The organism is Enterococcus sp. 125944, assembly GCF_051909435.1.
In the GTDB taxonomy this organism is placed as follows: Bacteria; Bacillota; Bacilli; order Lactobacillales; family Enterococcaceae; genus Enterococcus_D; species Enterococcus_D gallinarum.
Map to the genome: position 1 here is coordinate 107951 of NZ_JBQASY010000005.1, position 25399 is coordinate 133349.

General features: G+C 42.0%; 38 protein-coding genes. 2 read left to right on the forward strand and 36 right to left on the reverse strand.

The features are described 5' to 3' along the window. Positions 1-44: 44 nt before the first annotated feature. The 3 genes from recG to ACTFWY_RS06335 form a co-directional block, all read right to left on the reverse strand. Positions 45-2108 carry an ATP-dependent DNA helicase RecG gene (gene recG, locus ACTFWY_RS06325; RefSeq protein ID WP_260617732.1) on the reverse strand — a complete coding sequence of 688 codons (2064 nt, stop codon included), beginning with the start codon at positions 2106-2108 and terminating at the stop codon, positions 45-47. Positions 2109-2255: 147 nt separating this feature from the next. Then, positions 2256-3929: a DAK2 domain-containing protein gene (locus ACTFWY_RS06330; protein ID WP_003128047.1), complete on the reverse strand. Its 1674-nt coding sequence runs from the start codon at positions 3927-3929 to the stop codon at positions 2256-2258. Positions 3930-3973: 44 nt separating this feature from the next. Further along, complete coding sequence (locus ACTFWY_RS06335; RefSeq protein ID WP_003128046.1) at positions 3974-4336, reverse strand: Asp23/Gls24 family envelope stress response protein; 363 nt, start codon at positions 4334-4336, stop codon at positions 3974-3976. Between the two features lie 266 nt (positions 4337-4602). Here ACTFWY_RS06335 and rpmB point away from each other — a divergent pair, with 266 nt between their 5' ends. Next, positions 4603-4791, forward strand: coding sequence for a 50S ribosomal protein L28 (rpmB, locus tag ACTFWY_RS06340; RefSeq protein ID WP_003128045.1), 189 nt, complete (start codon positions 4603-4605; stop codon positions 4789-4791). A gap of 179 nt (positions 4792-4970) precedes the next feature. Then, positions 4971-7601 carry a YfhO family protein gene (locus ACTFWY_RS06345; protein ID WP_003128044.1) on the forward strand — a complete coding sequence of 877 codons (2631 nt, stop codon included), beginning with the start codon at positions 4971-4973 and terminating at the stop codon, positions 7599-7601. A 116-nt stretch (positions 7602-7717) separates the two neighbouring features. Here the strand turns inward: ACTFWY_RS06345 and truA are convergent, their stop codons facing one another. From truA to rpsJ, 33 genes are all read right to left on the reverse strand, one after another. Further along, on the reverse strand, positions 7718-8461 hold the full coding sequence (gene truA, locus ACTFWY_RS06350) for a tRNA pseudouridine(38-40) synthase TruA (RefSeq protein ID WP_003128043.1): 744 nt from the start codon (positions 8459-8461) through the stop codon (positions 7718-7720). A 67-nt stretch (positions 8462-8528) separates the two neighbouring features. Next, a complete protein-coding gene (locus ACTFWY_RS06355) occupies positions 8529-9326 on the reverse strand; it encodes an energy-coupling factor transporter transmembrane component T family protein (protein ID WP_003128042.1) in 798 nt (265 codons plus the stop codon). Continuing rightward, the gene (locus ACTFWY_RS06360) at positions 9316-10182 is read right to left on the reverse strand and encodes an energy-coupling factor ABC transporter ATP-binding protein (RefSeq protein WP_005470033.1); all 867 of its coding nucleotides are present in this window, start codon (positions 10180-10182) and stop codon (positions 9316-9318) included. Before ACTFWY_RS06360 ends, ACTFWY_RS06355 begins: the two co-directional genes overlap by 11 nt. Beyond that, positions 10158-10994, reverse strand: coding sequence for an energy-coupling factor ABC transporter ATP-binding protein (locus ACTFWY_RS06365; RefSeq protein WP_003128039.1), 837 nt, complete (start codon positions 10992-10994; stop codon positions 10158-10160). Before ACTFWY_RS06365 ends, ACTFWY_RS06360 begins: the two co-directional genes overlap by 25 nt. A 271-nt stretch (positions 10995-11265) precedes the next feature. Continuing rightward, on the reverse strand, positions 11266-11646 hold the full coding sequence (gene rplQ / locus ACTFWY_RS06370) for a 50S ribosomal protein L17 (RefSeq protein WP_003128038.1): 381 nt from the start codon (positions 11644-11646) through the stop codon (positions 11266-11268). 71 nt (positions 11647-11717) lie between these two features. Further along, positions 11718-12656: a DNA-directed RNA polymerase subunit alpha gene (locus tag ACTFWY_RS06375; protein WP_003128037.1), complete on the reverse strand. Its 939-nt coding sequence runs from the start codon at positions 12654-12656 to the stop codon at positions 11718-11720. Positions 12657-12735: 79 nt separating this feature from the next. Beyond that, positions 12736-13125: a 30S ribosomal protein S11 gene (rpsK, locus tag ACTFWY_RS06380; RefSeq protein WP_003128036.1), complete on the reverse strand. Its 390-nt coding sequence runs from the start codon at positions 13123-13125 to the stop codon at positions 12736-12738. 27 nt (positions 13126-13152) lie between these two features. After that, the gene (rpsM, locus tag ACTFWY_RS06385; RefSeq protein WP_003128035.1) at positions 13153-13518 is read right to left on the reverse strand and encodes a 30S ribosomal protein S13; all 366 of its coding nucleotides are present in this window, start codon (positions 13516-13518) and stop codon (positions 13153-13155) included. 17 nt (positions 13519-13535) lie between these two features. After that, the gene (gene rpmJ / locus ACTFWY_RS06390) at positions 13536-13652 is read right to left on the reverse strand and encodes a 50S ribosomal protein L36 (protein WP_002288710.1); all 117 of its coding nucleotides are present in this window, start codon (positions 13650-13652) and stop codon (positions 13536-13538) included. A 32-nt stretch (positions 13653-13684) separates the two neighbouring features. Next, positions 13685-13903, reverse strand: coding sequence for a translation initiation factor IF-1 (infA, locus tag ACTFWY_RS06395; protein WP_002288695.1), 219 nt, complete (start codon positions 13901-13903; stop codon positions 13685-13687). Positions 13904-14091: 188 nt separating this feature from the next. Further along, positions 14092-14736, reverse strand: a complete 645-nt coding sequence (locus ACTFWY_RS06400) for an adenylate kinase (RefSeq protein WP_003128018.1) — start codon at positions 14734-14736, stop codon at positions 14092-14094. A 60-nt stretch (positions 14737-14796) separates the two neighbouring features. Further along, entirely contained in the window at positions 14797-16092 is a 1296-nt protein-coding gene (secY, locus tag ACTFWY_RS06405; RefSeq protein WP_003128017.1) for a preprotein translocase subunit SecY, read from the reverse strand. Continuing rightward, complete coding sequence (rplO, locus tag ACTFWY_RS06410) at positions 16092-16532, reverse strand: 50S ribosomal protein L15 (protein ID WP_003128016.1); 441 nt, start codon at positions 16530-16532, stop codon at positions 16092-16094. Before rplO ends, secY begins: the two co-directional genes overlap by 1 nt. 40 nt (positions 16533-16572) lie before the next feature. Next, positions 16573-16752, reverse strand: coding sequence for a 50S ribosomal protein L30 (rpmD, locus tag ACTFWY_RS06415; protein WP_003128015.1), 180 nt, complete (start codon positions 16750-16752; stop codon positions 16573-16575). 13 nt (positions 16753-16765) lie between these two features. Next, the gene (gene rpsE, locus ACTFWY_RS06420) at positions 16766-17266 is read right to left on the reverse strand and encodes a 30S ribosomal protein S5 (protein WP_003128014.1); all 501 of its coding nucleotides are present in this window, start codon (positions 17264-17266) and stop codon (positions 16766-16768) included. Between the two features lie 20 nt (positions 17267-17286). Beyond that, on the reverse strand, positions 17287-17643 hold the full coding sequence (rplR, locus tag ACTFWY_RS06425) for a 50S ribosomal protein L18 (RefSeq protein ID WP_003128013.1): 357 nt from the start codon (positions 17641-17643) through the stop codon (positions 17287-17289). A gap of 55 nt (positions 17644-17698) precedes the next feature. Then, positions 17699-18235 carry a 50S ribosomal protein L6 gene (gene rplF, locus ACTFWY_RS06430; RefSeq protein WP_003128012.1) on the reverse strand — a complete coding sequence of 179 codons (537 nt, stop codon included), beginning with the start codon at positions 18233-18235 and terminating at the stop codon, positions 17699-17701. Positions 18236-18266: 31 nt separating this feature from the next. Next, complete coding sequence (rpsH, locus tag ACTFWY_RS06435) at positions 18267-18665, reverse strand: 30S ribosomal protein S8 (RefSeq protein ID WP_003128011.1); 399 nt, start codon at positions 18663-18665, stop codon at positions 18267-18269. 32 nt (positions 18666-18697) lie between these two features. Then, positions 18698-18883 carry a type Z 30S ribosomal protein S14 gene (locus ACTFWY_RS06440; RefSeq protein WP_003128010.1) on the reverse strand — a complete coding sequence of 62 codons (186 nt, stop codon included), beginning with the start codon at positions 18881-18883 and terminating at the stop codon, positions 18698-18700. Between the two features lie 18 nt (positions 18884-18901). After that, a complete protein-coding gene (rplE, locus tag ACTFWY_RS06445) occupies positions 18902-19441 on the reverse strand; it encodes a 50S ribosomal protein L5 (RefSeq protein ID WP_003128008.1) in 540 nt (179 codons plus the stop codon). Between the two features lie 27 nt (positions 19442-19468). Then, complete coding sequence (rplX, locus tag ACTFWY_RS06450) at positions 19469-19780, reverse strand: 50S ribosomal protein L24 (RefSeq protein WP_003128007.1); 312 nt, start codon at positions 19778-19780, stop codon at positions 19469-19471. A gap of 35 nt (positions 19781-19815) precedes the next feature. Next, on the reverse strand, positions 19816-20184 hold the full coding sequence (rplN, locus tag ACTFWY_RS06455) for a 50S ribosomal protein L14 (RefSeq protein WP_003128006.1): 369 nt from the start codon (positions 20182-20184) through the stop codon (positions 19816-19818). A gap of 60 nt (positions 20185-20244) precedes the next feature. Then, the gene (gene rpsQ, locus ACTFWY_RS06460; RefSeq protein ID WP_003128005.1) at positions 20245-20511 is read right to left on the reverse strand and encodes a 30S ribosomal protein S17; all 267 of its coding nucleotides are present in this window, start codon (positions 20509-20511) and stop codon (positions 20245-20247) included. 24 nt (positions 20512-20535) lie between these two features. Beyond that, positions 20536-20724 (reverse strand): 50S ribosomal protein L29, encoded by a 189-nt coding sequence (gene rpmC, locus ACTFWY_RS06465; RefSeq protein WP_002288664.1) that lies wholly within the window; start codon positions 20722-20724, stop codon positions 20536-20538. Continuing rightward, positions 20714-21148, reverse strand: a complete 435-nt coding sequence (gene rplP, locus ACTFWY_RS06470; RefSeq protein ID WP_003127975.1) for a 50S ribosomal protein L16 — start codon at positions 21146-21148, stop codon at positions 20714-20716. The genes rpmC and rplP overlap by 11 nt, the downstream gene beginning before the upstream one ends. A gap of 2 nt (positions 21149-21150) precedes the next feature. Further along, a complete protein-coding gene (gene rpsC / locus ACTFWY_RS06475; protein WP_003127974.1) occupies positions 21151-21807 on the reverse strand; it encodes a 30S ribosomal protein S3 in 657 nt (218 codons plus the stop codon). Positions 21808-21820: 13 nt separating this feature from the next. Next, positions 21821-22168, reverse strand: coding sequence for a 50S ribosomal protein L22 (gene rplV, locus ACTFWY_RS06480; protein ID WP_003127973.1), 348 nt, complete (start codon positions 22166-22168; stop codon positions 21821-21823). A 23-nt stretch (positions 22169-22191) separates the two neighbouring features. After that, a complete protein-coding gene (gene rpsS / locus ACTFWY_RS06485; RefSeq protein WP_003127971.1) occupies positions 22192-22470 on the reverse strand; it encodes a 30S ribosomal protein S19 in 279 nt (92 codons plus the stop codon). 42 nt (positions 22471-22512) lie between these two features. Next, on the reverse strand, positions 22513-23346 hold the full coding sequence (rplB, locus tag ACTFWY_RS06490; RefSeq protein ID WP_003127970.1) for a 50S ribosomal protein L2: 834 nt from the start codon (positions 23344-23346) through the stop codon (positions 22513-22515). 39 nt (positions 23347-23385) lie between these two features. Beyond that, entirely contained in the window at positions 23386-23679 is a 294-nt protein-coding gene (locus ACTFWY_RS06495) for a 50S ribosomal protein L23 (RefSeq protein ID WP_003127969.1), read from the reverse strand. Beyond that, positions 23679-24302, reverse strand: a complete 624-nt coding sequence (rplD, locus tag ACTFWY_RS06500) for a 50S ribosomal protein L4 (RefSeq protein ID WP_003127968.1) — start codon at positions 24300-24302, stop codon at positions 23679-23681. Before rplD ends, ACTFWY_RS06495 begins: the two co-directional genes overlap by 1 nt. Positions 24303-24331: 29 nt before the next feature. Next, positions 24332-24961 (reverse strand): 50S ribosomal protein L3, encoded by a 630-nt coding sequence (gene rplC, locus ACTFWY_RS06505; RefSeq protein ID WP_003127967.1) that lies wholly within the window; start codon positions 24959-24961, stop codon positions 24332-24334. A gap of 22 nt (positions 24962-24983) precedes the next feature. Next, entirely contained in the window at positions 24984-25292 is a 309-nt protein-coding gene (rpsJ, locus tag ACTFWY_RS06510) for a 30S ribosomal protein S10 (protein ID WP_003127966.1), read from the reverse strand. Positions 25293-25399 lie beyond the last annotated feature (107 nt).

Here is a 25399-nt window from a genome sequence, read left to right on the forward strand (position 1 = left end):
ATACGCCACTCCCTTCATTTTTCCAAGTTAGTATACCATATTCTTTAATCAAAAAATTGATTGTCTCGTTTTTCTGCTGCTAAATAATCGGCTAGCGCTTGATACTCCGGTAAAATCTGCCATTGGTGCTTCTGCCAGATTTGAGTTGCTTCTACTTGTGCAACTTCAAGAATATGGGCATCGGCTACTAAATCGGCTGCGGCGAATTCAGGTAAACCTGATTGACGATTACCAAAGACTTCCCCGGGACCTCGCAATTGCAGATCTTTTTCACTGACGACAAAGCCATTGGTGGTTTCAGTCATGATTTTCATCCGCTCTATTCCGGTTTCATTTTTGGGATTTGCCACCAAAATACAGTAAGAAGCATCTGCACCACGGCCGACACGCCCCCGCAACTGGTGCAACTGAGCTAACCCAAAACGATCTGCATCAATAATCAACATGACTGTCGCATTGGGTACATTTACCCCTACTTCAATAACTGTCGTTGATACCAAGATCTGTAACTGGTTGTCCTTGAACTCTTCCATGATCGCGTCTTTTTCTATATTTTTCATTTTGCCGTGGAGAATGCCCACTTGGTAGTTAGGGGCAAAATAAGCCTGCAGCTGCTCGTAAATCTCCGTAGCATTCTTGACATCTAACATTTCTGATTCTTCAATCAGCGGACAGATCACATACATTTGATGTCCTTTCGCTAATTCCTGACGAGCCCAGTCCAGCACAGATTCCAATTGAGGTGGTCGTACCCAACGCGTTTCGACCGGAATCCGGCCAGCTGGCATCTCATCGATGATGGAAACATCCATCTCACCATAGGCCGTGATGGCCAAGGTTCGTGGTATCGGCGTCGCCGTCATGAACAAAACATCCGGCAAATATCCTTTTTCTCGCAATATTTTTCGCTGATTGACACCAAAGCGATGCTGCTCATCTGTGATGACTAAACCTAGACGGGCAAAATTGACCCCTTCTTGGATCAACGCATGCGTCCCTACGACAATATCGATCTCACCTGCAGCCAATTGCTCCAAGATCACTCGCCGTTCCTTTGTCTTGGTGGACCCTGTCAGCAGTGCCGTTGTCACTTCTAGCGGATCAAATAACTGGTTAAGGCTTTCCAAATGTTGTTGTGCCAGAATCTCAGTTGGTACCATTAACGCCCCTTGAAAGCCAGCTGTCATAGTGGCGTACAGTGCGATAGCAGCCACAACTGTTTTGCCGCTACCGACATCTCCTTGCAGCAGTCGCTGCATATGTTGCGGACTTTTGAGGTCATGACAGATCTCGTTGGTGACTCGCTTTTGAGCAGCAGTCAATTCGAAAGGCAGTGTCTGGGTGAAAGCTTTTAACCGCTGAACATCATAGTCAATGGCTAAGCCGTTCTTTTCAGCCTTTTCGGAAATTTTCAATCCTTGGATCTGCATTTGAAATAGGAAGAACTCTTCAAAGATGATTCGCCGCTTTGCTTGATGACTTTCTTGCGGATCTTTTGGAAAGTGCATAGCTCGCATAGCAGTCTGGCGATCCAATAACCGATATTTCTCCGTTAAAGTTAGAGGTAAGATTTCCTCGATCTGGTCTCCGTATGATTCAAATGCCTGCCTGATCAAGTCAACCAGCACGCTTTGCCGTACCGATTTGTTTACATGATAGATAGGAGCGAAATCACCTGGCTTCTTGCTGCCAAGAATCTTCATCCCAGCTAGTGATTTCCGTTTCGCATCCCATTTCCCGTAAACCGCGATTTCTTCAGACAAAACAACTTTATCTTTTAAATAGGGCTGATTAAAAAAGGAAACATTGAATACATCATGATCTTGCATCATTCGAAACTGCAGCCGACTCTTTTTGTAACCAAAACGATTTACAACAGCCGGGGAAACAACGATTCCTTTGATCGTGACTTTTTCTTGATCTTGTATCTCGTTCAATTGACGCTCTTGAATATCTTCGTAGCGAAAGGGGTAATATCGCAATAAATCTTCGATTGTCTGGATTCCAAGCGCTGCGAGATCTTTTGCTCGCTTTTCTCCGACACCAGACAAAACAGTGATTGGCTGATCAAGCATTTCTTCCCTCCTCAAAACTAGTTGTTTGCAGATTGCTTTCTTTATTTTACTCTTCTCTGTTTAAATTACGAAGAATTTGAATGAAAAAAGATGAGCAAAAACAGGCTGTTTCTCTATCAATCAAAAAAGAGACGGAAACAAAAATCGCCCTGCGACTTTTGCCCCGTCTGCTTTCAAGTTTTATTCAGCCGAGAAAAGATACGGATAAACAGGTTGATCTCCTTGATGGATCTCCACTTCGATCTCCGGATAGATTTCTGTCAATGCTGCTTCGATTTTTGCTGCTTCTTTTGCTTTTCCTTCTTCGCCGATAATAATCGTAACGATTTCTGTTTCATCTGAAATCATCTTCTGCAATGTATCCATGGAAGCAGAGAAACAATCGGGTACAGAAACCACGATTTTCCCATCAACCATTCCCAAGAAATCACCTTCTGTGATTTCAATTCCATCGATCGCTGTATTACGAATCGCGTGTGTCACCGAACCACTGACAACACTTGACAAGATTTCAGTCATCGCTTGTTGATTTTCCGCTAACGTTGCTTGTTCATTGAAGGCCAACATTGCTGTCATCCCTTGTGAAATCGTACGGGTCTCAACAACAGCGACTGGGATGTCCGATACTTCTGCTGCTTGTTGTGCAGCCATAAAGATATTCTTATTGTTTGGTAAGACGATAACCTGATCTGCGTTCACTTCATTGATAGCAGTCACGATGTCTTCCGTGCTTGGATTCATCGTTTGACCACCGCTGATCACATAGCTTGCACCTAAGCTGGTAAATAGTTTATTTAATCCATCACCGGCTGCGATAGCAATGATTGCATAAGGTGTACGCGGACGTTTCACTGCAGCAGAGGGTTGATCGTGCTCCAGAATTGTTTCATGCTGTACACGCATATTATCCACCTTGATCTTGATCAAAGAACCAAATTTTTGGCCATAGTTCATGACTTCACCTGGATGTTCTGTGTGTACATGGACTTTGATAATCTCATCGTCATTGACGACTAAAAGAGAATCTCCAAGTTCGTTTAGATAATTTCGGAATGTTTCATAATCAAACGTACTGTCCACTGTTGGTCCTTCACCAATTTTGACCATGATCTCTGTACAATAACCGAATTTGATGTCTTCTGTAGCCATTTGTCCTTGAACGCTGCGATGATGTTCGGCATTGACCATTTCATCCATTGCTGCTGGTGTTGGTTCATAGACCTCATTGGCTTGATATTCTCCAGTCAGTGCATTTAAGAACCCTTCATAAATGAACAATAATCCTTGGCCACCACTATCGACTACACCAACTTCTTTCAAGACTGGCAATAGATCTGGTGTTTTGGCTAGCGCACGTTTTGCTCCGTGAACGACTGCTTTCATGACTTCTACACAGTCATCACTAGTTTGTGCTTTTTTCTCACCGTATTCTGCAGCGATACGTGCTACTGTCAGAATCGTTCCTTCTACGGGTTTCATGACTGCTTTATAGGCGGTTTCGACCCCATGTGTAAAGGCTTGTGCCAATTCTGGCGCAGTTAATGTTTCGACCGTGGGGATCGCTTTAGCAAATCCACGGAACAATTGAGACAAAATGACGCCTGAGTTTCCTCGTGCGCCCATTAGTAGTCCTTTTGAAAGAGTTGTGGCAAGATCGCCCACTTTTTCTGAAGTGGCATCTGCTACTGCTTTAGCACCGCTTGTCATTGATAAATTCATATTCGTTCCTGTATCTCCATCAGGTACTGGAAATACATTCAATGAATTGACAAACTCTGCATTTACTTGTAGACGAGCCGCGCCTGCCTGCACCATCTCTTGAAACTGACCTGCGCTGATATTCGTTACCTTCACTGATAATCCTCCTTAAAATCATCCGCCGCAAGCGGATCACTTGCCTAATCTGGCAGTACACGTACACCTTGGACAAAAACATTCACTGAATTTGCTGAAACGCCTAGCATTGTTTCAAGATTATATTTCACTTTTTCTTGCACATTGCGGGAAACTTCAGAAATTTTTGTACCATAGCTAACGATCGTGTAGACATCCACTGCAATACCGTTTTCTTCTTGACGAACAACGACACCGCGAGAATAGTTTTCTTTGCGTAAAATTTCATTGATGTTGTCCTTGATCTGTTTCTTGCTGGCCATGCCCACAATACCAAACACATCTGTTGCTGCGCCACCGACAACTGTGGCGATGACCTCGTTGCTGATTTCAATAATACCTGATGAGGTTTTGATTTTTACAGCCATAATATAGCCTCCTTAAGCGGGATATTCCCATCTTTCTTCTCTCACATTTTATCATAGCTGCTAGTCAAATAAAAGGATGTGACTTATGAAAAGGGGCTTGGCATCAGATATTCTTGTATTCTGACCTTGTTTAATTTACAATGTTTACTGCTAAAAGTCAATCTTTCTTGAAAATTACCCTTGCATTTTCTAACTTTCTATGATAAATTCAGATGGTATGAGCTGAAATAGCGCTCCAACATCAAGGCAAAGGAGGAAATAACCACATGGCTAAAGTTTGTTACTTTACTGGACGTAAAACTACAAGTGGAAACAACCGTTCACACGCAATGAATGCGACAAAACGTACTGTGAAACCTAACTTGCAAAAAGTTCGCGTTATGATTGACGGAAAACCTAAAAAAGTTTGGGTGTCAACTCGTGCTTTGAAATCTGGAAAAGTTGAGCGCGTATAATCTTAACCACACATTTTCGGCCGTTCTTGCGAGCGGTCTTTTTTGTTGTCTTCCGTTTCATTCCTCCTTTCCTTTCTTATGTCCTTTGTTTTTTCTTTAAACAGCTAATGACATTGTTTTTTTAATCCTTTGAATTATGGTACACTAATAAAAAATTCATAAGGATTAGGTGACTATTCTTGGCTACTATCAAATCATTCATCAAACAACATTGGCCTTATATGACCGCCAGTTTTCTGCTGCCGTTACTGATTATGGCAGTCATTTATTTAACGATCGGAATCTATCCCGGCAGCAGCCGCAGTGTCTTAGCGAGCGATGCCTTTTCGCAATTTTCGAATTTCCATGCCAGTTTTCGTAATGTCTTATTAGGCAAGCAGAGTATCTTCTATACTTGGAATGCCTCTTTAGGGTTGAACTATCTTGCACTGATCTCTTACTATTTAGGTGGTCTTTTTACGCCGCTGGTTTTATTGTTTCCCAATCAATTGATGCCAGATACGCTCTATGTGCTGACACTTTTGAAAATCGGCAGCGCCGGACTCGCATTTTGGTTTTACGCGAGTCAAACATTTAAAATCCAACGGTGGCATCATGTTACGCTTGCTGTCTGCTATGCGTTGATGTCCTTTATCACTGCTCACTCCGAATTGATCATGTGGCTAGATGCACTTATTTACCTGCCATTAGTGATTCTAGGGATTGATCGGCTCTTGCAACAAAAAAAACCGACTCTTCTGTTTGTCAGTTACCTACTGTTATTTATCTCAAGTTTTTATATGGGATTCATGATCGGAGTGTTCTCCGTCTTGTATCTATTCGTGCAATTAGGTCGCGATTGGAAGCAAAACAAGAAAGCAATCATCCCTTACGGCATCACTTCTTTATTAGCCGGTGGGGCTTCCATGATCATCATTTTGCCTGCTGTACTTGATTTACGTTCAAATGGGGAAGAATTGTCCACTATCACGAAGTTCAAGACAGAAGCTACTGGTGTTTTCGATCTTGTAATGAAAAATATGATTGGCGTATATGATACAACTAAATACGGTTCGATCCCGTTTATTTATATTGGCCTACTGCCATTACTACTTTGTATTTTATACTTTGTTTCTAAGAGAATTCCTTTAAAAGATAAACTGCTATATGCTGGATTGTTTAGCATTTTGATCGCCAGTTTCTATATCGTTCCCTTGAATCTCTTCTGGCATGGGATGCATGCCCCAAACATGTTCTTGTTCCGCTATGCCTATTTGTTCTCCTTTCTAGTGATTCTTTTGGCTGGTTATGGTTGGGAACAGCTGCAGCAAAAAGACCGAGGTCTGTTTGTGATTGTCGGACTATCTACGATTGCTCTCTTTGCACTTTCTTATGGACTGGGAGGAAACTCGTATGAATTCGTCACCACAGCCTCTTTTGCGTTAACGATTGTTTTCTTTGCCCTTTACTTGCTGTGTATCGGTTTCGGTCAACTTGGTATGCTAACTAAAAAGAAAGTGGCACTTCTCTTGTTGGTTTTCGTTTGCGGTGAAATGGCGATCAACACGAGTGGGATGGTTCGCGGAATCTTAAATGATTGGAATTACGCCTCTCGAAGTCTGTTCACTGATCCTTATCCTTCAATCAAGCAATTGGTGGATCAAGCCGATAAAGACAATGAGACCTTTTTCCGTTTGGAAAATCTGGATCCCGTTTCTTCCAATGACAGTATCAACTATGGTTACAGCGGTGTCAGCATGTTTTCTTCAATCCGCAACCGCAACTCCTCTAGTTACTTAGATAAATTAGGTTTTCGTTCAAGAGGAACGAATCTTAATATCCGTTATCCGAATAATACATTGCTAATGGATGCTTTCACCGGCATCAAATACAATATTAGCAAACAAAACTTAACAAAATACGGTTTTGAACGCGTAGGAGAAGCTGGAGACTACAAGCTTTATCAAAATAGCAACGCTCTTCCCCTTGCCATGTTAGCAGAGCCTTCGATCAATAAGATCCAACAGCCTGCCAACGACAATCTAACCAGCCAGAAGAATTTGATCAACGGTTTGGCAAACATTGAACAAAACTATTTTGATTTTCAACCGATCACTGTCATTCACAGCAAAAACACCGATATCACTGAAAATGGCATGTACACGACATTCCAAGAGCAAGAAAGCAATGTGGCGAAAGAGATTACTTGGCAAGTAGAAGTACCTGCTCATTCCCAAGCCTATCTTAGTCTGTATCCGGCAAACTTCGGTGAATTAGAGAGTTCTACAGCTACGATCACTGTGAACGGGGAACAGCGGGAAAGTCAAATTGGAATCAATGGTCAATATTATGATCTAGGCTACTATGATACGGCAACGACCGTGCAGTTTACGGCAAGTTTCTATGGCACTCAGTCAATTTCTTTCCAAAACCCACAGGTGGTGACATTAGACACTACCGCCTTTCAACGGGCAATCGATGCCATTCAAGAGAGAGGTGTTGCGATGACTGTCGGCAAACAAAATGCCGAAGCCGATATCACTACTGAGAAAGAACAGCAGCTTATCACTACGATTCCTTATGACAAGGGCTGGTCTGCCAAACTGGATGGCAAACCTATCGCTATTGACGCTTTCCAAGATGCGTTTATCAGTGTGAAGATCCCAAGCGGTACCCACCATCTTGAACTGACTTATTTACCGCAAGGTTTTGTGATCGGAGTCATTTTATTCTTTAGCTGCCTACTGCTCTTTATTTTGTTCCGCTATTTCTATCAAAGAAAAGTAGCAGCTGAGATAGAACACACACCCACAGACAAGCCAGGCAGATGAGAGCAATCGATACCTTCTTTATCTGCCACAATAGCAGTCAGCTGCGAAAAGAAGCGCCCCCCAACGGATCGATACGAATCGAACCTTAGGAGGCGCTTCTTTCTTTTAGTTCTCTTTTATTCATAGGCTACGCGAACCAAATACAACCCTTCCGGATGAGCAGTAGGTCCAGCGGCATTGCGGTCTTTTTGGGCAATAATGGCGGGAATGCTATCTGCTGGTAAGCGTCCATTACCGATCTTCAACAGGGTTCCGACCATGATGCGGATCATTTTATATAAGAAGCCATCGCCTCGAAAGGTAAAGAGTAGTTCGTCTCCGGCCTCATTCACTTCCATACTAGCTTGGTGAATCGTCCGGACTTTATCTTCTACGGAGCTGCCAGTGGCACAAAAACTGGTAAAATCATGCGTACCTAATAAATCGGGTAAAGCTTGCTGGATTTTCATTAGGTCCAACGGATACGGGTAATAGCTTGCGTAATATCTACGAAAAGGGCTTCGTGGTTTGCCGATATCTACGCGAAATTGATAGGTCTTCTCCCGCACAAGATAGCGGGCGTGAAAGTGTTCATCGACGATTTCCACCTGTTTCACAGCAATATCTTCCGGTGTTTGTGTATCAAGTCCAAAGCGCATTTTTTCTAATGGACGTTCGTCAAAGTCAAAATGAATCACTTGACCTAAAGCATGGACACCCGCATCGGTCCGTCCTGAACCGTGGATTTGGACTGCTTGTCCATTGTTCATGCGAGTCAATGTTTTTTCGATTTCTTCTTGTACTGTGCGTCCATTGGGTTGGCGCTGAAATCCTTGGAAATTGGTGCCATCGTAAGCAATCGTTGCTTTATAACGTACCATCTTCTCACCTGCTTTCATTTTCTCAAAAAAATCTGAGGAGCCGATTGCACTCCCCAGACATTTACTTTTATCCTCTTAATAATACTAAACCTACTGTAAAGAGCACAAAGACCAACACTACGAGTGTGTCGCGGTTGTGCCAGTGAAGAATCCGATACTTGGTCCGCCCTTCACCGCCTTGATAGCCTCTAGCCTCCATGGCTGTAGCTAGGTCCTCTGCCCGGTTAAAACTGCTGACAAACAAAGGGATCAGCAATGGGACGATAGCTTTCATCTTTTGCAACAACCCGCCTTCTCCGAAATCGACTCCGCGGGCACGCTGGGCATTCATAATTTTCTCAGTCTCATCCATTAATGTCGGCACAAAGCGAAGTGCGATCGACAGCATCAAAGAAATTTCATGCACGGGAAATCGGATGGCTTTTAATGGGCGTAATATATATTCGATTGCATCTGACAACTCCAAAGGTGGTGTCGTCAACGTCAGCAATGTCGACATAAAAATAATCAAAACAAAACGGCAAAAAATGAACGCACCATTCTGCAAACCAAATTCGGTAATATTGAAGATCCACCAGGACCAATAGACTTCTCCACCCGTCGTAAAGAGAATCTGCAATGCTACAGTGAATAAAATCAGCCAGATCAACGGGCGAACACCACGAACGAAAAAACCCAAATCAATTTTGGAAAGAAAAATGCTAAATAGCGTAAAAACAGCTGCCAAAAGATAGCTCTGCCAATTGTTTGCCAAAAAAATGATTCCAATAAAATAAAAACTGGCAAGTAATTTCACCCGTGGATCGAGTTTATGGATAAAGGAATCTCCTGGAATAAAGCGGCCAAAGATTAGTTTATTCATCATTTGCGGTCGCCTCCTTTGCTACCAGTTGATCCGCAAGTTCTTCTGCTGTCAATGGCAAGTGTTCGAAATGCAACCCTTTCGCTTGCAACAACGCTGCAAAAGCAGTTGCTGTTGGTACGCCTAATTGTTTTTCTTGTAGCCATTCGATATCTTGAAAAACATTCTTCGGTGCACCCTCTTTAACGATTCTTCCTTTTTCTAATACATAGACATAATCTGCAAAATTAGCCACATCATCCATCAAATGGGTCACTAAGATGATGGTCATATTTTTCTCTTGATGGAGTCGCTGGAACATCTCCATCATTTCTTTGCGTCCTTGTGGATCTAAACCCGCTGTCGGCTCATCTAATACCAATACTTCCGGTTCCATTGCTAAGACCCCGGCAATGGCTACTCGGCGCATCTGTCCTCCTGAGAGATCAAATGGGGAACGTTCAAGAAAGCTTTCATCTAAACCAACGAGTTTAATGTACTCTTTCGCTAATTCAGCTGCCGCTTCTTCACTCACACCAAAATTTTGGGGACCAAAAGCGATATCTCGAGCCACAGTTTCTTCAAACAATTGCGATTCAGGAAATTGAAAGACGATTCCTACTTTTTTACGCAATGGTTTTAAATTCTTATTATCAGTTTCAGGAGTGATCACGCGATCACCAATCGTCACTTTGCCCGCTGTTGGCTTTAATAATGCATTCAAGTGTTGTAGTAATGTTGATTTGCCACTACCAGTGTGACCCACCAATGCTGTATACGAGCCTTCTTTGATTTCGAGATCAATATCGAATAACACGCGTTGCTCAAATGGGGAATGCGGTTGATAAGTAAATGCTACTTTTTCAAAACGGATGTCCATAGCCAATCCACCATTCCTTCCTCTGTCAAGTACGCTGCAGGCACAGAGATGCCGCGCTGCTTCAAAGCTGCCTTCAATTTTTCTGGAAAAGGCAAATCTAGACCCAATTCGATCAATTCTGGGCCAGCCGAAAAGATTTCTGCCGGCGTCCCTTCACGAACCAGTTCTCCTTGGCGCATGACCATGACCCGATTGGCATTGGCTGCCTCATCAATATCATGGGTGATTGACAGAACAGTTAAATTATTTTCTTCCTTGATTTTCTTGATCGTTGAAATAACTTCTTCTCTTCCTTCAGGATCAAGCATACTAGTTGCCTCATCTAAAATGATGATATCGGGACGTAATGCCACAACACCAGCGATGGCTACTCGCTGTTTTTGTCCCCCAGAAAGTCTGGCTGGTTCTCGTGTTGCAAATTCTTCCATCCGGACTTGTTCTAGAGCATTTTTGACTCTGATCACCATTTCGTCACGAGGAATCCCTTGGTTCTCTAGACCAAATGCCACATCATCTTCTACAGTTGAACCGACAAATTGATTGTCGGGATTTTGAAAAACCATTCCGACCATTTTACGGATATTCCAAATATTTTCTTCATTAAGCAGCATGTCTCCCACTGCAACGCTTCCTTCTTGCGGTAAAATCAAACCGTTGATCGTTTTGGCCAAGGTCGATTTTCCTGAACCGTTATGACCGATAAGCGCAACCCATTCTCCTTGCTCAATGGACAAAGAGACATTCTTCAACGCCGGACGATCTTCTTCGGTATAACGAACGGTGATAGCATTCAATTCAATGATCGGCTTCATGATATACTCCTTCATTCCAGTTAATTCTTACTTACACTACCAAAAAAGTAAGTTATTTTCAATCATTCCGATGAGATTTCCAAACAGAACTTTGTTTTCACTTGCCATGACCTGTCAAGACAGATCATCGAAAGTAAAAAAAAAGCACTTTATGATGAGTGCGTACACCTCGAAATACATCGAGGTGTAGGCGCTGAGCTAGACTCGGAAAGTTTCTTCCAACATCATAACACTCTTAATAAACATCTATAAAGTGATGATAAGTGTGATTTTAAACAAGTTCTAGGATAACCATTGGTGCAGCATCTCCGCGTCTTGGTTCTGTTTTCAAGATGCGAGTGTAGCCACCTTGGCGATCTGTGTAACGAGGAGCGATGTCATTGAATAATTTTTGCAAAGCTGATTCAATAACTACTTCTTCGTTTTCTTCACGAACGCTAGCAACTTCATTACGAACAAATGCGGCAGCTTGGCGACGTGCATGCAAATCACCACGTTTACCTAAAGTGATCATTTTTTCTGCAGTTGAACGAACTTCTTTCGCACGAGCTTCAGTCGTAACGATGCGTTCGTTAATGAATAAATCAGTTGTTAAATCACGCAACATCGCTTTACGTTGGCTAGATGTGCGTCCTAGTTTACGATAACTCACGTGGTTTCCCTCCTTCACTTTCGTATGTCGTCTCGATCAGACGAGCCGAAACTAACGTAATCGAAGACGTATTAATCGTCTTTACGTAGTCCTAAACCAAGATCGTGTAATTTCACTTTGACCTCTTCAAGAGATTTACGGCCTAAGTTCCGTACTTTAATCATTTCTGGTTCAGATTTATTAGTCAATTCTTGTACAGTATTGATTCCTGCACGTTTTAGACAGTTGTATGAACGAACAGACAAGTCTAATTCTTCAATCGTCATTTCCAACATTTTTTCTTTTTGTGTTTCTTCTTTTTCCACCATGATCTCAGCGTTTTTCGCTTCGTCCGTTAGGTTTACAAAGATGTCTAAATGTTCGGTCATGATTTTTGCAGCTAAACTCATTGCTTCCAATGGTTCAATTGAGCCATCAGTCCATATTTCCATCGTTAATTTGTCAAAATCATCACGACGACCAACACGAGTATTTTCTACTTGGTAGTTCACACGACGTACTGGTGTATAGATTGAATCGACTGGAAGAACACCGATTGGCATGTCTTCTTTTTTATTTTCATCTGCTTGAACGTAGCCGCGTCCAGGTTTCACAGTTAAGCGAGCATGGAATGAAGCTCCTTCAGAAACGTTGCAGATATACATATCTTTGTTAAGGATTTCTACATCACTGTCTACGATGATATCGCCAGCAGTTACTGTAGCAGGTCCTGTAATATCGATTTCCAGGGTTTTTTCTTCATCCCCGTACATTTTTAATGCAAGACCTTTGATATTCAAGATGATTTGAGCAACGTCTTCCCGAACGCCCTTAACAGTTGAGAATTCGTGTAAAACTCCATCGATTTGAATATTGGTGATTGCTGCACCAGGTAAAGAAGATAATAAAATACGACGTAAGGAATTTCCTAAAGTAGTTCCGTATCCTCTTTCAAGAGGCTCAACGATGAACTTGCCATAATCTTTTTCTTCATCAATCTTTGCGATTCTTGGTTTTTCGAATTCAATCATTCTTATCTTTTACCCCTTTCAAAACGAAAAGTGTCTTGTTCAATGACGTAATTGTTACACTCAAAATGAGCAGCACTCATTAAACACGACGGCGTTTTGGAGGGCGGCATCCATTATGAGGGACTGGAGTCACGTCACGGATTGCAGTCACTTCCAAACCTGCTGCTTGTAATGAACGAATTGCTGCTTCACGTCCAGAACCAGGTCCTTTAACTGTTACTTCTACAGTTCTTAATCCGTGTTCCATTGCTGCTTTGGTAGCTGTTTCTGCTGCCATTTGAGCGGCAAAAGGAGTAGATTTTTTGCTTCCTTTGAAACCTAATGAACCAGCTGATGACCATGCTAATGCATTCCCATGAGTATCAGTGATCATAATGATTGTATTATTGAATGTTGAGTGAATATGTGCAATACCCGCTTCAATATTCTTTTTCACACGGCGTTTACGACTCACTTTTTTTGCTGCCATGAAGTTTTAACCTCCTTCACTTAGGAATTATTTTTTCTTGCCTGCGACTGTTTTAGACGGGCCTTTACGAGTACGTGCATTGTTTTTCGTGTTTTGTCCACGAACTGGCAATCCACGGCGATGACGGATACCACGGTATGAACCGATTTCCATCAAACGTTTGATGTTCAAGTTCACTTCACGACGAAGGTCACCTTCAACTTTTAATTTATCAACTTCAGCACGGATAGCATCTGTTTGTTCATTCGTTAGATCACGAACACGAACTTCTTCAGAAACGCCAGCGTTTGCTAAAATTTGTTTTGCAGTCGTGTTACCAATACCATAGATATAAGTAAGTGAAACGACCACACGTTTATCACGAGGAATATCTACTCCTGCAATACGAGCCATATTTGTTACACCTCCGATTATCCTTGACGTTGTTTATGTTTTGGATTTGCTGGGCAAATCACCATAACGCGTCCTTTACGACGAATTACTTTACAATGTTCGCACATTGGTTTTACTGATGGTCTTACTTTCATGATAATACCTCCTGTGGTTTTACGGAGTACAATTATTTAAAGCGATAAGTAATGCGGCCACGGTTCAGGTCATACGGTGATAATTCAACCGTCACTTTGTCTCCAGGTAATATACGAATGTAGTGCATCCGGATCTTACCAGAAACGGTCGCTAGAACTTGGTGTCCGTTTTCCAATTCGACTTTAAACATTGCATTCGGCAAAGTTTCGACGACTGTACCTTCGACTTCAATCATATCTTCTTTTGCCACGCACAGTACCTCCTTGTACTTGTGATTTTCACACGATAAAATGGCGGAAACGGGGTTCCCACCTGATATTCTCAAACTATGCTTCTACTTAATAACAGTAGAAGTCGGACTGACATATTTTATCATACTCTGTCAAAGGTTTCAAGAGAAAGTTTTGTAGCTGCAAGTCGGTGACGGGCAATCTATGATTAGTCAATGATGTTTTTAACATCTTTAAATACAGCATCGATGTCGCGATCACCATCAATCGACTGCAATAAACCTTTTTCTTTGTAATAAGCTAAGATTGGTTCACTGCTTTTGATATTGACAGCTAGACGATTTTTGACCGTCTCAGGCTTATCATCTTCACGTTGGTAGAAGTCATGACTTCCACAACGATCACATGTTCCTTCCACTTTTGGCGGATTGAACAATTTATGATAAGTTGCCCCACAATTGCGGCACATGAAGCGGCCGGCTAAACGTTCTACGAGAACTTCTTCAGGAACATGAATATCAATGACAGCATCTAGTTTTTTGTTTAGGTCTTTCAACATTTCGTCCAATGCTTCAGCTTGTTCCAAAGTCCGCGGAAAGCCATCCAATAAGAAGCCTTTCTCTGTGTCTGGTTCAGCTAAACGCTCTTTGACGATACCGTTGGTGACCTCATCTGGAACCAAAGCGCCTTGATCCATGTAAGATTTTGCTTTCAGGCCTAATTCTGTTTCGTTCGCCATTGCAGCCCGAAACATATCGCCTGTTGAAATATGAGGAAGACCGTATTCAGCAACGATACGTTCTGCCTGAGTACCTTTACCGGCACCAGGTAGTCCCATTAAAATGAGGTTCATTCTAATTCCTCCTGTAAGTTTTTGAATAGTGTTGAGGAAGACCTCAACACTTCAATAACTTTAATTGATAAAACCAGTATATTTCCGTTTCAGCATAAGTCCTTCTAGCTGCTTCGCAGTATCCAGAGCTACCCCGATAACGATCAATAAACTTGTTCCACCTAAACCGATTGATTGCGGCAAGTTCCAAACCATCTGAGCGATGATCGGCAACAGCGCAACTAGTCCTAAGAAGACCGATCCTACTGTACTTAATCGCATAAGCAGACGTGAGACGTATTCTTCTGTTCCTTTACCAGGGCGCACACTTGGAATGTAGCTTCCTTGTTTTTGTAGGTTTTCCGCTAATTTCTCAGGGTTAACTTGTACAAATGCATAGAAGAACGTAAACGCCACGATCAAAACAGTATAGATGATCGCACCAGGTACGGTGTTATAACTAAAAATCGTTTGTACTACTTCATACCAAGTTTCGCCTTTGTACGAACTACCTAATGCTTGAATGATCGCATTTGGTGTTGTAATAAACGAACTAGCAAAGATAACTGGGATTACACCGGCAGCGTTGACCTTCAATGGAAGATAACTACTTGTTGGCGCACCAGCTACTCGCTTCGTATATTGGATTGGAATCTTTCGTTCTGCTTGTTGTACATACGTCACAAATGTGATGATGACCAAAACAGCAACGACAAGCAAGACCATAAACAATGCATTCATCCAAATATCTGATGGATCCACGTTGATGAAATAATCTTCTACCAATTCCTTGATACTAGCGGGTAAGCGTGAAATGATCCCTGCAAAGATAATCATTGACACACCATTTCCAATTCCGCGTTCTGTGATTTGTTCTCCTAACCAAGTAACGAGCATCGTACCTGCTGTTAAGATCAAACCAATCACCACAAACGTCGAGATATTTGGATTGTTGACAAAGCCAAGTTGTGTATAATAGTTGAACCCTGCAGTTAACGTCATCGACTGAACAAAGGCCAAAACCAATGTTAGGTAACGAGTTGCTTGATTCAATTTCTTACGACCAACTTCCCCTTGCTTCGACCACTCAACAAATCTTGGCACAATATCCATCTGCAACAACTGAATAACGATTGACGCAGTAATATATGGTGACACACCCATTGAGAAAATCGAGAATTGCTGCATCGCGCCACCGCTGACCAAGTTCAACATGTTCAGAAACGGTAGATCAGCAATTTCCCGCAAACGGCTTGCGTCTACGCCTGGCACAGTAATATGTGTACCCAGACGAAAGACAAACAAGATAAGTACGGTGAAGAAAATTCTCGATCTAATATCTTTTACTTTAAAGGCGTCCTTTAGTAGTTTGAACATTAGATCACCTCGATTGATCCACCAGCAGCAACGATTGCTTCTTCAGCTGCTTTTGAGAATTTTGCTGCTTTCACAGTCAATTTCTTCGTTAGTTCTCCATTTGCTAATACTTTGATTCCAGCTTTTTCATCTTTGACGATTCCAGCTTCATGCAAAGCAACAGGTGTTACTTCTGCACCGTCTTCAAAGCGGTTTAATACATCAAGATTGATAACTGCATATTCTTTGCGGTTGACATTTGTAAATCCGCGTTTTGGCAAACGACGGAACAATGGTGTTTGTCCCCCTTCAAAGCCTAAACGTACTCCGCCACCTGAACGAGCTTTTTGACCTTTTTGTCCGCGTCCAGCTGTTTTACCGTTACCAGATGAAGTTCCGCGACCAACACGGTTACGTACTTGGCGTGATCCTTCTGATGGTTTTAATTCATGAAGTTTCATAGGTTTGGCACCTCCTTAATCAAACTAGATCTGCTGATCCTTAGACTTCTTCAACGTCCACTAAGTGAGAAACAGTGTTGACCATGCCTTTGATTGCATCATTAGCAGGTTTTACTACTGTTGAATTCAACTTTGTAAGACCTAACGCTTTTACAGTATCGCGTTGGTTTTGGGGACGTCCAATAATACTGCGTTTTAAAGTGATTTTCAATTCAGCCATTATAGTGTCCTCCTTAACCGATTAATTCTTCTACTGATTTGCCGCGAAGTGCTGCCACTTCTTCAGCGCGTTTCAATTGTTTCAACCCTTCAACTGTTGCGCGAACAACGTTGATTGGTGTGTTAGAACCTAAAGATTTAGATGTGATATCCGCTACCCCAGCTAATTCCAATACGGCACGAACGGGTCCACCAGCAGCTACCCCAGAACCTTCTACAGCAGGTTTCATAAGGATGCGTCCGCCGCCGAATACACCGATAACTTCGTGAGGGATTGTAGAACCAACCATTGGTACTTCTACCAAGTTTTTCTTCGCGTCTTCGATTGCTTTACGGATTGCTTCTGGTACTTCTTGTGCTTTACCAGTACCGAAACCTACGTGTCCGTTTTTATCACCGACAACAACTAATGCAGCAAAACGTAGACGACGTCCACCTTTAACAACTTTAGTTACACGGTTAATCGCAACAACGCGGTCTTCTAATTCCAAATGTTTTGGATCAATATAAACCATGAATGGTGTTCCTCCTTCTCTTAAAATTCCAGTCCATTTTCGCGAGCTGCTTCAGCTAAAGCTGCTACACGGCCATGGTAAAGGTATCCACCACGGTCAAAGACTACTACTTTAATACCTTTTGCTGCTGCACGTTCTGCAACTAATTTGCCGACAGCTTGTGCTTGTTCAGTTTTGTTTCCACCTGAAATTTCTTTATCTAAGGCAGAGGCACTTGCTAGCGTCACACCCGCTACGTCATCAATGATTTGAGCGTAGATGTTTTTGTTCGAACGGAACACGTTTAAGCGTGGGCACTCAGCAGTACCAGAGATTTTGTTACGTACACGACGATGTCTTTTCTGACGTGTTTTATTTTTATCTGGTTTTGTAATCACAATTGTCACCTCTTTTTATTTGCTAGCCTAAGCCGCTATTCGTAAATGCTTACGACTATTTACCAGTTTTACCTTCTTTACGACGCACAAATTCGCCAACATAACGAATTCCTTTGCCTTTATAAGGTTCTGGAGGACGAACGCCACGAATATTGGCAGCTAATTCGCCAACAACTTCTTTATCTGATCCTTTGATGATCACAGAAGTGTTTGAAGGAACTTCAATTTCGATTCCAGCTGGCGCTTCGATTTCAACCGGATGAGAGTAACCAACGTTCAATACAAGTTTTTTACCTTGCAATTGAGCACGGTACCCAACCCCGATCAATTCTAACGCTTTTTGGAAACCTTCAGAAACACCAACAACCATGTTGTTGAAGTTTGCACGGGTAGTTCCGTGGATAGTTTTCATTTCTTTACTATCGTTTGGACGAGTGAATGTTACTTCGTTTCCTTCGATATTCATTTTGATATCAGAAGAAAAAGTACGTTTCAATTCACCTTTAGGTCCTTTAACTGTAATGTCGTTTCCATCTTGTTTGATTTCAACACCTGCAGGAAGAACGACGATCTTATTACCGATACGACTCACTTAGAGGCACCTCCTTGTGGATTATTTTAAATTACCATACATAAGCGACTACTTCGCCGCCAACATTTTTTGCTCTTGCTTCTTTGTCAGTGATAACACCTTCAGAAGTTGAGATGATCGCGATTCCTAAACCGTTCAATACTTTTGGCACTTCGTCAGCTTTGACATAAGCACGCAAACCTGGTTTAGAGATACGTTTCAAGTTTGTGATAACACGTTCACCGTTTTTGCCGTATTTCAAGAATACGCGGATCACGCCTTGTTTGTCATCTTCGATATATTCAACATCGCGAACGAAACCTTCACGTTTCAAGATTTCAGCGATATCACGTTTGATTTTTGAAGCAGGTACTTCTAAGCTTTCGTGTTTTACCATATTGGCATTACGTACACGCGTTAGAAAATCTGCGATTGGATCTGTCATGACCATGGGATAATTTACCTCCTTTATGCGAGTATAGTTTACCAGCTAGCTTTCTTCACGCCGGGAATTTGTCCTTTATAGGCAAGTTCGCGGAAGCAAATACGGCAAAGATGAAATTTACGATAAACTGAATGTGGACGTCCGCAACGTTCGCAACGAGTATACTCTTGTGTTGAGAATTTAGCAGGGCGTTTGTTTTTAGCAATCATTGATTTTTTAGCCACGTAGTTCGCCTCCTTTTTTTATTTTTGGAATGGCATGCCTAATTGTGACAACAATTCACGAGATTCTTCATCTGTGTTGGCTGTTGTTACAATAACGATATCCATACCACGTACTTTATCGATCAAATCATAATCTACTTCAGGGAAGATCAATTGTTCTTTGATTCCTAATGTGTAGTTTCCGCGTCCGTCGAACGCTTTTTTGCTGACACCGTGGAAGTCACGGACACGTGGCAATGAAACTGTTACTAACTTGTCTAAGAATTCATACATTCTTTCGCCGCGTAGAGTAACTTTCGCACCGATTGGCATTCCTTCACGTAAACGGAATCCAGCAATAGATTTTTTCGCTTTTGTGATCAATGGTTTTTGACCTGAGATCAATTGTAATTCTTCAACAGCTTTATCTAAGTTTTTTGCATTCGATACAGCATCACCAACACCCATGTTGATAACGATTTTATCAACTTTTGGTGCTTGCATAACTGAGCTGTAGTTAAATTTGTCCATTAATGATGGGACAACTTCTTTTGAATATTTTTCTTTAAGGCGGTTCATCTGTTAGCCCCTCCTTCCTTTATTTGATTATTTATCAAGAACTTCTCCGGTTTTTTTAGAAACGCGGACTTTTTTGCCGTCAACTTCTTTATAGCCTACACGTGTTGCTTCACCGTTCGAAGGATCAACCACCATCACATTAGAAACATGAATTGGTGCTTCCATCTCGACGATTCCGCCTTGAGGAGCTGTTTGAGAAGGTTTTTGGTGTTTTTTAACGACGTTCACACCTTCAACAACGACTTTGTCTTTCTTAGGAAACGCTGCAAGTACAACGCCTTCTTTGTTTTTGTCTTTACCAGTGATAACTTTAACTTTATCGCCTTTTTTAACAAACATGTTTGTTTCGCACCTCCTTTAGATAAGAATCACTATTACAATACTTCTGGTGCTAGGGAAACGATCTTCATAAAGTTGCCTTCACGCAATTCGCGAGCAACTGGTCCAAAGATACGAGTTCCACGTGGGCTCTTATCGTCACGGATAATAACCGCAGCATTTTCATCAAATTTAATGTAAGAACCGTCTGTACGACGTGCTCCTGATTTTGTACGAACGATAACGGCTTTAACGACGTCACCTTTTTTGACAACCCCACCTGGCGTTGCTTGTTTGACCGTAGCAACGATCACGTCACCAATATTCGCAGTTTTACGACCAGATCCGCCAAGGACTTTGATCGTTAGAATTTCACGGGCACCTGAGTTGTCCGCCACTCTTAATCGGCTTTCTGCTTGGATCACGATGTGTATCCTCCTTTCAGATTTTGCAATTCACAATCTATATAGGAAAATCTCGTGTGATTAGATAATCACTGCCTTTTCAACAATCTCTACTAGACGGAAACGTTTCGTAGCTGATAATGGACGAGTTTCCATAATTTTCACGATATCGCCAACTTTTGCTTCGTTGTTTTCATCGTGTGCTTTGTATTTCTTAGAATAGTTCAGACGTTTGCCGTAGATAGGGTGGTTTTTCTTAGTTTCAACGACAACAGTGATTGTTTTATCCATCTTGTCGGATACCACGCGACCTTGGTAAACTTTGCGTTGATTTCTTTCTTCAGTCATACGCTAAATGGCCTCCTTCCACTATTACTTTGCTTGTTCACGCAATACTGTTTTGATGCGTGCAATCGATTTACGTACTTCTTTGATACGTGCAGTGTTTTCTAATTGTCCTGTAGCTAATTGGAATCTAAGATTAAACAATTCTTCTTTCAATTGTTTTTCTTGATCTAGCATTTCGGCAGTGGTTAATTCTCTGATTTCTTTAACCTTCATTCGATTCACCACCCATTTCCTCACGTTTTACGATCTTTGTTTTCACTGGCAATTTGTGAGAAGCAAGACGTAACGCTTCACGCGCAACTTCTTCGGGAACGCCGGCAATTTCAAACATGATTTTACCACGTTTTACTGGTGATACCCATCCTTCAGGAGCCCCTTTACCAGAACCCATACGTACCCCAATTGCTTTGGCCGTATAAGATTTGTGAGGGAAAATTTTGATCCATACTTTCCCGCCACGTTTCATATAACGAGTCATTGCAATACGGGCAGCTTCGATTTGGCGGTTTGTGATCCAGTGTGATTCAACAGCTTGCAAGCCGTATTCACCGAAAACTACTTCTTTTCCGCCTTTCGCTTCACCGCGCATTTTCCCGCGGAATTCACGACGGTGTTTTACACGTTTAGGTACTAACATGTTTATTTCCCTCCTTTCTCAGTGTTCTTTTTAGTTGGAAGAATTTCTCCACGATAAATCCACACTTTAACTCCTAGTTTTCCGTATGTTGTATCTGCTTCTTCCCATGCGTAATCAATATCCGCACGTAATGTATGAAGTGGAACTGTTCCTTCTGAATAGCCTTCTGAACGAGCGATATCTGCTCCGTTTAGACGACCAGATACTTGTGTTTTGATTCCTTTAGCGCCAGAACGCATTGTGCGTTGGATCGCTTGTTTTTGCGCACGACGGAAAGCAACACGGTTTTCTAATTGACGTGCGATTCCTTCGCCTACTAATTTAGCATCTAAATCTGGTTTTTTGATTTCAACGATGTTGATGTGAACTCGTTTGCCAGTTAATTTGTTTAATTCTTTTCTTAGGTTTTCGACTTCAGATCCGCCTTTACCGATAACCATACCTGGTTTAGCTGTGTGGATTGAAATATTTACGCGGTTTGCTGCGCGCTCGATTTCAATTGTTGACACAGCGGCATCAGCAAGTTTAGATGCGATAAATTTACGGATTTTCAAATCTTCATGTAGAAATTCAGCATACTCTTTTTCAGCATACCATTTTGCATCCCAGTCACGGATGATGCCTACACGCATTCCAATTGGATGTACTTTTTGACCCACTGATTGTCCCTCCTTATTTTTCTGATACGACTACAGTAATATGACTTGTACGTTTGTTGATTGGAGAAGCTGAACCTTTCGCACGTGGACGGAAACGTTTCATTGTTGGTCCTTCGTTGACGAATGCTTCAGAAACAATCAAGTTTTCAACATCTAAGTCAAAATTGTTTTCTGCATTAGCGATAGCTGACATCAAGACTTTCTCGATGATTCCAGCCGCTTTGTTTGGTGTGAACTTCAAGATCGCGATTGCTTCAGCAACGCTTTTCCCTCTGATCAAATCAATAACTAGACGTGATTTACGAGGAGAAACGCGGACTGTTTTAGCAGTTGCTTTCGCTGATGTGATTTGTTCTGCCATTTTTGGATATCCTCCCCTCAAAATTAGCGTCTTGTTTTCTTATCGTCGGCAGCGTGTCCGCGATAAGTTCTTGTTGGTGCAAATTCACCTAGTTTGTGTCCTACCATGTCTTCTTGGATGTAAACTGGTACATGTTTCCGTCCATCATACACAGCAATTGTAAATCCGATAAAACTTGGGAAGATTGTGGAACGACGTGACCAAGTTTTGATCACTTTTTTCTTTTCAGCGCCTTGTTGTGCTTCGACCTTCTTCATCAAATGGTCATCGACAAAAGGTCCTTTTTTCAAACTACGACCCATGGTGTACCTCCTCTCAAAATGTGCGACACATGGTCAAGTAAATTATTTAGTCTTGCGACGACGAACGATAAGTTTGTCTGATTTAGCTTTCTTGTTACGTGTTTTGTAACCAAGTGCTGGTTGTCCCCAAGGTGAAACTGGAGCTTTACGTCCGATTGGAGCTTTACCTTCACCACCACCGTGTGGGTGATCATTAGGGTTCATTACGCTACCACGTACAGTTGGGCGTTTGCGCATCCAACGAGAACGTCCGGCTTTACCGATGTTGATCAATTCATGTTGTTCGTTACCAACAGAGCCAATTGTTGCACGGCATGTTGCCAAGATCATACGTACTTCGCCTGAGTTCAAGCGGATCAATACATATTTTCCTTCTTTACCAAGTACTTGTGCACTTGTACCAGCTGAACGGATCAATTGTCCGCCTTTTCCTGGTTTCATTTCGATGTTGTGGATAACAGTACCAACTGGAATATTTTCTAGTGGTAATGCGTTCCCTACTTTAATATCTGCATCTGGTCCAGAAACGACAGTCATGCCAACTTCTAATCCTTTAGGTGCTAAGATATATGCTTTTACTCCATCCTCGTAATGTACTAACGCAATGTTAGCAGAACGGTTTGGATCATATTCAATCGTTTTAACAGTAGCAACGACATTGTCTTTGTTACGTTTGAAATCGATCAAACGGTATTGACGTTTGTGACCGCCACCTTGATGACGAACCGTGATACGTCCGTTGTTGTTACGACCAGCATTGTTTTTCAATGGCGCTAACAATGTTTTTTCTGGTGTTGAAGTTGTGATTTCAGCGAAATCAGAACTTGTCATATTACGACGGCCGTTTGTGGTAGGTTTGTACTTTTTAATCGCCACGTCTTTTTCCCTCCCATTTAGTATTTAAATATGGTCTGCTTATTCAGCAGCGTCAAAAATTTGGATTTCTTTTGAATCTTCAGTTAAAGTCACAACAGCTTTGCGACGTTTTTTTGTGTATCCTGCATATTTACCCATGCGTTTGAATTTAGGGCGTACGTTGATGATATTCACGTTAGCCACTTTCACTCCGTCAAAGGCAGCTTCTACAGCTTGTTTTACTAAAGTTTTGTTCGCTTTTGTGTCTACTTCGAAAGTATATTTCTTGTCATCCATGGCAAGCATAGATTTCTCAGTGATCACTGGGCGTTTGATGACGTCTAGTAAGTTCATTATGCAAGCACCTCCTCGATCTGAGTAAGAGCAGTTTGTGTTACCAACATTTTATCTGCTGAAACAACATCCAATACGCTCACGTTATCAGCAGTTACTACTGAAACAGATGGCAAGTTGCGTGCAGATAATGCAGCAAAGTCGTTTTCTGTTTCTAAAACTACCAATACTTTTGAGTCAATAGTCAAGTTAGCTAAAACTTGTTTGAATTCTTTTGTTTTTGGTGCATCAAAGCTTAACCCTTCTACTGCTACCAAGTTATTTGAAGCAACTTTTTCTGACAATACAGATTTCATTGCTAAGCGACGAACTTTTTTAGGAAGTTTGTAGCTGTATGAACGTGGTGTTGGTCCGAAGACTACGCCACCTCCACGCCATTGTGGTGAACGGATTGAACCTTGACGAGCACGACCAGTTCCTTTTTGGCGCCATGGTTTACGGCCACCGCCACGAACGGCACTGCGATTTTTTACAGCGTGTGTTCCTTGTCTTAATGAAGCACGTTGCATGATGATTGCATCGTAGACAACTGTTTCATTTGGTTCAATTCCGAAGATTTCTTCGTTCAATGTAATTTCGCCATTTTGGCTTCCATCTTGTTTGAATAATGCTACATTCGGCATTCCTTAGTTCCTCCTTTCTTCCTATCTACTTATTTAGCTTTCACAGCTGATTTGATTGTAATCAATGATTTTTTCGCGCCAGGTACATTACCTTTAATCAAGATAACGTTACGTTCTGCGTCTACACGCACGATTTCCAAGTTTTGGATCGTGATGCGGTTACCGCCCATACGTCCAGCAAGACGTTTGTTTTTGAATACACGGTTAGGTGCAACTGGACCCATTGATCCAGGACGACGGTGATAACGAGAACCGTGAGCCATTGGTCCGCGGCTTTGTCCGTGACGTTTGATAACGCCTTGGAATCCTTTACCTTTCGAAGTGCCGGTTACATCAATGATGTCTCCTGCTTCAAAAATATCAACTTTAATTTCTGAACCTACTTCTAAGCCCTCTAGCTCTACATTCTTGAATTCGCGAATGAAGCGCTTAGGAGCCGTGTTTGCTTTTGCAACATGACCTTTCGCAGGTTTGTTAGACAAAACTTCACGCATATCTTGGTAGCCGACTTGAATTGCTTCGTAGCCGTCATTTTCGATTGTTTTCACTTGTAGCACTACGTTTGGAGTAGCTTCTACTACAGTTACTGGAATCAATTCGCCAGATTCAGTGAAGATTTGAGTCATTCCCACTTTTTTCCCTAAGATTCCTTTGGTCATGATTACACCTCCATCTTAATTATTATAGTTTGATTTCAATATTTACACCGCTTGGCAAGTCTAGCTTCATTAAAGCATCAACTGTTTTTGGTGTTGGATTCACAATGTCGATTAGACGTTTGTGTGTACGCATTTCGAATTGTTCGCGTGAATCTTTGTATTTGTGTGTCGCACGGATGATCGTGTACAAGCTGCGTTCAGTTGGCAATGGAATTGGACCAGATACGCCAGCTCCAGTTCTTTTTGCAGTTTCTACGATTTTATCCGCTGATTGATCTAAAATACGATGTTCATACGCTTTTAAACGGATACGAATTTTTTGTTTTGCCATTGTTTTCCCTCCTTCGCCTATTTTGAAAAGTAGACATAGCTCCACGAAAATTTCCGTCACGCTCGTCCATGGCAAAGCGTCCGGGCGTGTCGCAACCTCTCGTTTCG

Bases quoted from the DNA above. Each gene is read 5' to 3' on its own strand.
- ACTFWY_RS06335 (WP_003128046.1), bottom strand. From the start codon at position 4,336: ATGGCTGTAAAAATCAAAACCTCATCAGGTATTATTGAAATCAGCAAC.
- rpmB (WP_003128045.1), top strand. From the start codon at position 4,603: ATGGCTAAAGTTTGTTACTTTACTGGACGTAAAACTACAAGTGGAAAC.
- truA (WP_003128043.1), bottom strand. From the start codon at position 8,461: ATGGTACGTTATAAAGCAACGATTGCTTACGATGGCACCAATTTCCAA.
- ACTFWY_RS06355 (WP_003128042.1), bottom strand. From the start codon at position 9,326: ATGATGAATAAACTAATCTTTGGCCGCTTTATTCCAGGAGATTCCTTT.
- ACTFWY_RS06360 (WP_005470033.1), bottom strand. From the start codon at position 10,182: ATGGACATCCGTTTTGAAAAAGTAGCATTTACTTATCAACCGCATTCC.
- ACTFWY_RS06365 (WP_003128039.1), bottom strand. From the start codon at position 10,994: ATGAAGCCGATCATTGAATTGAATGCTATCACCGTTCGTTATACCGAA.
- ACTFWY_RS06375 (WP_003128037.1), bottom strand. From the start codon at position 12,656: ATGATTGAATTCGAAAAACCAAGAATCGCAAAGATTGATGAAGAAAAA.
- rpsK (WP_003128036.1), bottom strand. From the start codon at position 13,125: ATGGCAGCAAAAAAAGTGAGTCGTAAACGCCGTGTGAAAAAGAATATT.
- rpsM (WP_003128035.1), bottom strand. From the start codon at position 13,518: ATGGCTCGTATTGCAGGAGTAGATATTCCTCGTGATAAACGTGTGGTC.
- rpmJ (WP_002288710.1), bottom strand. From the start codon at position 13,652: ATGAAAGTAAGACCATCAGTAAAACCAATGTGCGAACATTGTAAAGTA.
- ACTFWY_RS06400 (WP_003128018.1), bottom strand. From the start codon at position 14,736: ATGAACCTCATTTTAATGGGACTACCTGGTGCCGGTAAAGGTACTCAG.
- secY (WP_003128017.1), bottom strand. From the start codon at position 16,092: ATGTTCAAACTACTAAAGGACGCCTTTAAAGTAAAAGATATTAGATCG.
- rplO (WP_003128016.1), bottom strand. From the start codon at position 16,532: ATGAAACTTCATGAATTAAAACCATCAGAAGGATCACGCCAAGTACGT.
- rpmD (WP_003128015.1), bottom strand. From the start codon at position 16,752: ATGGCTGAATTGAAAATCACTTTAAAACGCAGTATTATTGGACGTCCC.
- rpsE (WP_003128014.1), bottom strand. From the start codon at position 17,266: ATGGTTTATATTGATCCAAAACATTTGGAATTAGAAGACCGCGTTGTT.
- rpsH (WP_003128011.1), bottom strand. From the start codon at position 18,665: ATGGTCATGACAGATCCAATCGCAGATTTTCTAACGCGTGTACGTAAT.
- rplE (WP_003128008.1), bottom strand. From the start codon at position 19,441: ATGAACCGCCTTAAAGAAAAATATTCAAAAGAAGTTGTCCCATCATTA.
- rplX (WP_003128007.1), bottom strand. From the start codon at position 19,780: ATGTTTGTTAAAAAAGGCGATAAAGTTAAAGTTATCACTGGTAAAGAC.
- rpsQ (WP_003128005.1), bottom strand. From the start codon at position 20,511: ATGACTGAAGAAAGAAATCAACGCAAAGTTTACCAAGGTCGCGTGGTA.
- rpmC (WP_002288664.1), bottom strand. From the start codon at position 20,724: ATGAAGGTTAAAGAAATCAGAGAATTAACCACTGCCGAAATGCTAGAT.
- rplP (WP_003127975.1), bottom strand. From the start codon at position 21,148: ATGTTAGTACCTAAACGTGTAAAACACCGTCGTGAATTCCGCGGGAAA.
- rplV (WP_003127973.1), bottom strand. From the start codon at position 22,168: ATGGCAGAACAAATCACATCAGCGAAAGCAACTGCTAAAACAGTCCGC.
- rpsS (WP_003127971.1), bottom strand. From the start codon at position 22,470: ATGGGTCGTAGTTTGAAAAAAGGACCTTTTGTCGATGACCATTTGATG.
- ACTFWY_RS06495 (WP_003127969.1), bottom strand. From the start codon at position 23,679: ATGAACTTACTAGACGTCATCAAACGCCCAGTGATCACTGAGAAATCT.
- rplD (WP_003127968.1), bottom strand. From the start codon at position 24,302: ATGCCGAATGTAGCATTATTCAAACAAGATGGAAGCCAAAATGGCGAA.
- rplC (WP_003127967.1), bottom strand. From the start codon at position 24,961: ATGACCAAAGGAATCTTAGGGAAAAAAGTGGGAATGACTCAAATCTTC.
- rpsJ (WP_003127966.1), bottom strand. From the start codon at position 25,292: ATGGCAAAACAAAAAATTCGTATCCGTTTAAAAGCGTATGAACATCGT.